Source organism: Pseudolactococcus yaeyamensis (assembly GCF_054658615.1).
This window is the reverse complement of sequence record NZ_BAAGGP010000120.1, coordinates 1-6,096: the sequence shown is the minus strand read 5'-3', so window position 1 is coordinate 6,096 and position 6,096 is coordinate 1. Positions and strand designations below refer to the sequence as shown.

General features: G+C 43.3%; 6 protein-coding genes. All 6 read left to right on the top strand.

Annotated elements, in window-relative coordinates:
- Positions 1 to 548: 548 nt before the first annotated feature.
- Positions 549 to 1,841, top strand: coding sequence for a histidine--tRNA ligase (hisS, locus tag ACYQ21_RS14415; protein WP_460059277.1), 1,293 nt, complete (start codon positions 549 to 551; stop codon positions 1,839 to 1,841).
- Positions 1,831 to 2,052: a hypothetical protein gene (locus ACYQ21_RS14410; protein WP_460059276.1), complete on the top strand. Its 222-nt coding sequence runs from the start codon at positions 1,831 to 1,833 to the stop codon at positions 2,050 to 2,052. The genes hisS and ACYQ21_RS14410 overlap by 11 nt, the downstream gene beginning before the upstream one ends.
- Before the next feature lie 270 nt (positions 2,053 to 2,322).
- Positions 2,323 to 4,065: an aspartate--tRNA ligase gene (gene aspS, locus ACYQ21_RS14405; protein ID WP_460059274.1), complete on the top strand. Its 1,743-nt coding sequence runs from the start codon at positions 2,323 to 2,325 to the stop codon at positions 4,063 to 4,065.
- An 8-nt stretch (positions 4,066 to 4,073) separates the two neighbouring features.
- Entirely contained in the window at positions 4,074 to 4,949 is an 876-nt protein-coding gene (locus ACYQ21_RS14400) for a YitT family protein (protein WP_460059272.1), read from the top strand.
- Between the two features lie 421 nt (positions 4,950 to 5,370).
- On the top strand, positions 5,371 to 5,928 hold the full coding sequence (locus tag ACYQ21_RS14395; protein ID WP_460059270.1) for a YitT family protein: 558 nt from the start codon (positions 5,371 to 5,373) through the stop codon (positions 5,926 to 5,928).
- Between the two features lie 23 nt (positions 5,929 to 5,951).
- Positions 5,952 to 6,096, top strand: a 145-nt coding sequence (locus ACYQ21_RS14390; protein WP_460059278.1) for a transposase family protein, incomplete at its 3' end; no start/stop codon positions are given.

Here is a 6,096-nt window from a genome sequence, read left to right as displayed (position 1 = left end):
TAACGTATCTTTCATCTCGTGAATCTTCTATAATCATAAATTTTTCTTGTAGTGTCATATTGTTCTCCTAATGGCAGTGTAGCACTTTTGGTTAATTTTTCAAGACTAATTTATGAAACGACCGTGATGAAATGTAGGTAAATCTTGCAAAATACGTCTGACTGAGCTATAATAAAGATAGTATAGAAGAGAGCGGAGGTAGCTGTAAATTCGCATGATAGAAAAAGTGACAATTAAATACTATAGTTAGCGACTTTATAGCTACAGAGCTAGGAATGCCTAGAAACCCAAGGTGGTACCACGATATTGTCGTCCTTGAGCGTCCTTGAGCGTATATACTCACGTAACCCAATAAAGCAAACATTTTCGGCTATTTTCCGCCACTTCATCGTTGATAAGTATTGATGTACACCTGTATGTCATTGTCTCGTCGCCTTGAATTGACGGAAAATATCTCAAAAATTTTGTTTCCTTTCTTGAGTTAACTGAGTATATGTCTACACTCAAGGGCGTTTTCTTATAGGGATTGAAAGAGGTAAATAGCAAATATGAAACTACAAAGACCTAAAGGCACGGTTGATATTCTGCCCGGTGAGAGTGAAAAATGGCAATTTGTCGAAGCAACCATGCGTCGCGTTTTTGCGACTTATCGTTTTAGTGAAATTCGCACGCCACTTTTTGAACATTACGAGGTGATTTCGCGCTCTGTTGGGGATACGACAGATATTGTAACCAAAGAAATGTACGATTTTTACGACAAGGGTGATCGCCATGTGACTTTGCGTCCTGAAGGGACAGCGCCAGTTGTTCGCTCTTATGTCGAAAACAAAAAATTTGCGCCAGAAGTTCAAAAACCATTTAAAGTTTATTATACCGGGTCAATGTTTCGCTATGAACGACCACAAGCTGGTCGCCTACGTGAATTTCACCAGATTGGTGTTGAAAACTTCGGCTCAAAAAATCCTGCAACGGATGTTGAGACAATCGCTATGGCTAAAGCCTTTTTCGACCAAGTCGGTGTCAAAAATATCAAGCTGGTCATCAATTCATTGGGGGATAGTGAGACACGTGAACGCTACCGTGAGGCTCTGATTGCCTATTTGGAACAGCATTTGGAAAATCTCTCGGATGATTCTAAACGTCGTTTGCACGAAAATCCCTTGCGTGTTTTAGATTCCAAGGATAAACAGGACATCGCCATCGTCAAAGATGCGCCTTCAATCCTGGATTTCTTGACTGACGCCAGTCAGCAGCACTTGACCGATGTCAAGACCATGTTGGAAAGCCTCAATATCGCCTACAGCATCGACCAAAACATGGTGCGTGGTCTCGATTACTACAACGACACGATTTTCGAGTTCATGACGGAGATTAAGGGCAAGGAGCTGACGATTTGTGGTGGCGGTCGCTATGATTCGCTGGTTAGCTATTTCGGTGGTCCTGAGACGCCGGGCTTTGGCTTTGGTATCGGTGTGGACCGGCTTTTGCTTATCTTAGACGAGCAAGGCGCATCACTACCAATTGCCCAGCCACTTGATGTTTACGTGATTGTCTTGGGGGCAAGCGCCAATGTTGCAGCCCTTAAGTTAGTGCAATCGCTACGCGATCAAGGCTATGCCGTGGAACGTGATGTCTTAAATCGCAAGATTAAACAGCAATTCAAGTCGGCAGAAGAATTTGGGGCGAAGGTGATTATCACCCTCGGGGAATCAGAAGTTGAGACCGGAGAGATCGTCGTTAAAAACAATGCGACACGTGCAGAAGTCAAGACGACCTTGTCTGACATTCAAAGCCAGTTTGACGCTGTCTTTACAGAAGTGACACTGATTAATGGCAGATAAACTCAAGATATTGATGGGCTTTTCGACTTTAGTGATTTTATATGAGATTGAGACGCAGTCCCACCAGTTTGACCGCAGTTTTTTAGTGATTTATTGTGCTATAATCGTACTTTTTAATCGAGATAAGGCGATTACGCGAGATAAAATTGCTCGGGCTGTTGTGATTATGACACTTATTCTCTTGTTTGTTAAATCATTTCTGGTGAGGTAGGGTATGACAGAAAAGAAAGTCCACTTGTTAGTCAGGATTTTAGCAATTTTGATGATTATAATCAGTTGTCTCAAACTGGTACAAGACAAACTATAAAGGCCTCAATCTATTGCTCTTTGTCGCTCTCTATGTGGTGGCAGTCAAGAAAATCAACACATTTCTCAAGGAAAGTCGCTTGACGACTGCCTTAGTCTTTCTAGCCGTTGGCTTGCAGGTTGTGATGTTGGTATTATCGAAAATAGTTTAGTAAGACAAAAAAGGAAATTAAAAATGAAACGTACAGGATATGCGGGCGCCGTCCGCTCAGAAGATATTGGTCAAACAATCACACTTAAAGGTTGGGTGGCACGCCGTCGTGACCTTGGTGGCTTGATTTTTATTGACCTGCGTGACCGTGAAGGGATTATGCAATTGGTGGTCAACCCTGAATTGGCATCAAAAGAAGTCTTGGCAACAGCAGAAAGCTTGCGTAGCGAATTTGTTATTGAAGTGACAGGGACAGTCCTTGCGCGAGCGCAAGCCAATGATAAATTAGCAACAGGACAAGTCGAGCTTGAAGTTGCTGACTTGACGGTCTTAAATGTTGCCAAGACAACACCGTTTGAAATCAAAGATGACTTAGAAGCCAGTGACGATACCCGTATGCGTTATCGTTATCTGGATTTACGTCGTCCTGAGATGTTAGCCAACTTTAAATTGCGTCACAATGTGACCAAGGCTATCCGTCATTATTTAGATGATTTGGACTTTATTGACGTGGAAACACCGATTTTGACCAAGTCAACACCGGAAGGCGCGCGTGACTATTTGGTACCGAGTCGGATTTCGGAAGGGCATTTTTATGCCTTACCACAATCGCCGCAAATCACCAAACAGCTATTAATGACTGCCGGTTTTGACCGTTATTATCAAATCGTCAAATGTTTCCGTGATGAAGACTTGCGGGGGGATCGCCAGCCTGAATTTACACAGGTCGATTTGGAAACGTCTTTCCTTGATGAACAGGAGATTCAAGACCTCACAGAAGGTTTGATTGCTAAGGTCATGAAAGAGACGAAAAATATCGACGTGACTTTACCTTTCCCACGCATGAGGTATGATGATGCCATGAATGACTATGGCTCTGATAAGCCAGACACGCGTTTTGAGATGCTGTTGACAGACGTCTCAACCATTGTTAAAAAGGCAGATTTCAAGGTCTTCTCAGAAGCGCCTGTCGTCAAAGCCATCGTTGCCAAAAATGCGGCGGATGCTTACTCACGCAAAGACATTGACAAACTGACGGATTATGCCAAACAATTTGGTGCTAAGGGGCTTGCTTGGGTTAAGTTTGTGGGCCATGAATTTTCAGGTCCTATCGCTAAATTCTTGCCAGAAATCGCTGGTGAATTGGCTGAAACGCTTGCTTTGGCGGATAAAGATTTGGTTCTCTTTGTGGCAGATGAATTGGACGTGGCAAACGCGACACTCGGTGCCCTTCGTAGCCGAATCGCTAAAGAACAGGACTTGATTAACCAAAATCAATTTAACTTCCTCTGGGTGATCGACTGGCCGATGTTTGAGTGGAGTGAAGAAGAAGGTCGCTACACAAGCGCCCACCATCCTTTTACTTTGCCGACAACAGAAAGTGCGCATGAACTTGAGGGGGATTTGTCCAAGGTTCGTGCAGTCGCTTATGATATCGTGCTCAACGGTTATGAGTTGGGTGGCGGTAGCTTGCGGATTAATCATAAAGACCTGCAAGAACGCATGCTCAAAGCGCTTGGTTTTACAGCAGAAGCTGCAAATGAGCAGTTTGGGTTCTTACTTGAAGCCATGGACTACGGTTTCCCACCACACGGTGGTCTAGCCCTTGGACTTGACCGTTTCGTCATGCTCCTAGCTAGCAAAGATAATATTCGTGAAGTTATTGCTTTTCCGAAAAACAATAAGGCAACGGATCCGATGACGCAAGCCCCTAGCTTGGTTTCTAACCAACAATTGGCAGAGCTCAATTTAAAAATTGGAAAATAATACCTTTTATGATTAATGTGATCAAAAATCTATCTATTGAAAAACTGATGTATAAACTTTCGGCATCAGTTGTCTATGCGATTCTTTCTGCGGTCGCTCTGAATTTCTTCTTTCAGCCGAGTCATGTTTATTCCAGCGGGATTACAGGTCTGGCTCAGATTTTCACGACCGTATCGTATAAATTACTGGGCCAAAACTTGCCTATTTCCATTACTTTGTACTTACTCAATCTTCCGTTATTGGTTCTAGCTTGGCTAAAAATCGGCAAACGATTTACTATTTACACTGTGATTACGGTTACGTTAAGTTCGATTTTCATTCAGGCCATCCCTGAGTTTACCATGACGCCAGACCCGATTATCAATGCGATTTTTGGTGGTGCTGTTATGGGAGCTGGCATCGGCTATGCCCTTCGCAGTGGTATTTCTAGCGGCGGGACGGACATTGTCAGTCTTTATATCCGTAAAAAAACGGGTCGTCAGGTCGGTCATATCAGTCTCTTGTTTAATGGTGTCATTGTCCTTATCGCAGGTATTCTTTTCGGCTGGCAGTATATGTTCTATTCGCTGCTAACGATTTTTGTGTCAAGTCGTGTGACAGACGCTATCTATACCAAGCAACGTAAGATGCAAGCCACCATTATCACTAAGCATCCGGTAGAAATTACTCAAGCCTTGCACCAACAGTTACATCGCGGTGTCACTGTAGTAAACTCAGCTGAGGGTGGCTACACAAAGGTGACAATGACGATTTTGATTACGATTATCACGCAAGCCGAGTATCAGGAATTCAAATATATCATGAGAAAAACTGATCCAGCGGCCTTCGTCTCAATTGCTGAAAACGTTAAAGTCTTAGGACGTTTTGTCGAAGACGACAATTAATAAATGAAAAGATAAGGTATCGTATACTTAGTCGACCAAATCAAGTAAATGTTTTTGATTATTTTTAGCTAACTTGGTGTATACTTTGATAAGATTGTGATCACATCATCACGGTCTTATTTTTTGGAAATCCTTTGAGTGACCGAAATTCGCGAATGCCCCCGCTTGGCAGAAGCGCAAGCGGCTGTCAAATTTCAAGATTTCACGAAGTGAAAGCGCAGAAAGCCTTTGAGCGGCCGAAGTTCGGGAATGCCCCTGCTTGGTAGAAGCGCAAGTGGCTGTCAAGTTTCAAGATTTCACGAAGTGAAAACGCAGAAAGCCTTTGAGCGGTCGAAGTTCGGGAATGCCCCCGCTTGGCAGAAGCGTAAGCGGCTATCAAGTTTCAAGGTTTCACGAAGTGAAAGCGCAGAAAGAAAAATAGATGAATAAAGAAGTCAAATTTCACCCCCTGAATTTCTTGATGATTGCTCTGGGGACGGCGATTTACGCCTTTGGTTTTGTTAATTTTAACATGGTCAATCATTTGGCTGAGGGCGGTGTCAGTGGGGTCACTCTGATTTTCCATGCCCTATTTAAAATCAATCCAGCTTACACACAGATTCTGCTCAATATCCCCTTATTTATTCTGGGTGTAAAAATATTCGGTAAACGAGGTATGATTTATACCATTCATGGCACCGTCTGTCTAGCCGTTTTCATCTGGCTTTTTCAGCGGATGAACTTTTCAATCGATCTTGCACATGATACCTTGATTGCAGCCCTCCTCGCGGGTATTTTCGCCGGAATTGGCGGCGGCCTCGTCTTTCGATTTGGCGGCACGACGGGTGGTGGCGACATCATCGGTCGCTATTTTGAACAGAAAAAAGGTTTCGCCCTCGGCCAGACCCTCTTCGTTTTTGACATTGTTATTCTCACCCTGTCCCCACGACAAACGCATGAAATAAATAATTCCCTAGTATCTCTATTTATGTTAAAGTAAAAGAAAAGCTATTAAGGGAGTTCATGATGTACGAAATCTATGCGTATTTAGAAAGCGTCACAGATCCGCGCCAAGCAATAAAAGTAAAACATAAACTTAGTGATATTTTGTTACTCGTGCTGCTCGGTACACTAGTTGAGGCAGATACCTTCGTTGAGATTGAGGAGT

Excerpts from the sequence above, each read along its gene's own strand:
- ACYQ21_RS14400 (WP_460059272.1), top strand. The coding sequence starts at position 4,074 with ATGATTAATGTGATCAAAAATCTATCTATTGAAAAACTGATGTATAAA.
- hisS (WP_460059277.1), top strand. The coding sequence starts at position 549 with ATGAAACTACAAAGACCTAAAGGCACGGTTGATATTCTGCCCGGTGAG.
- ACYQ21_RS14395 (WP_460059270.1), top strand. The coding sequence starts at position 5,371 with ATGAATAAAGAAGTCAAATTTCACCCCCTGAATTTCTTGATGATTGCT.
- aspS (WP_460059274.1), top strand. The coding sequence starts at position 2,323 with ATGAAACGTACAGGATATGCGGGCGCCGTCCGCTCAGAAGATATTGGT.
- ACYQ21_RS14410 (WP_460059276.1), top strand. The coding sequence starts at position 1,831 with ATGGCAGATAAACTCAAGATATTGATGGGCTTTTCGACTTTAGTGATT.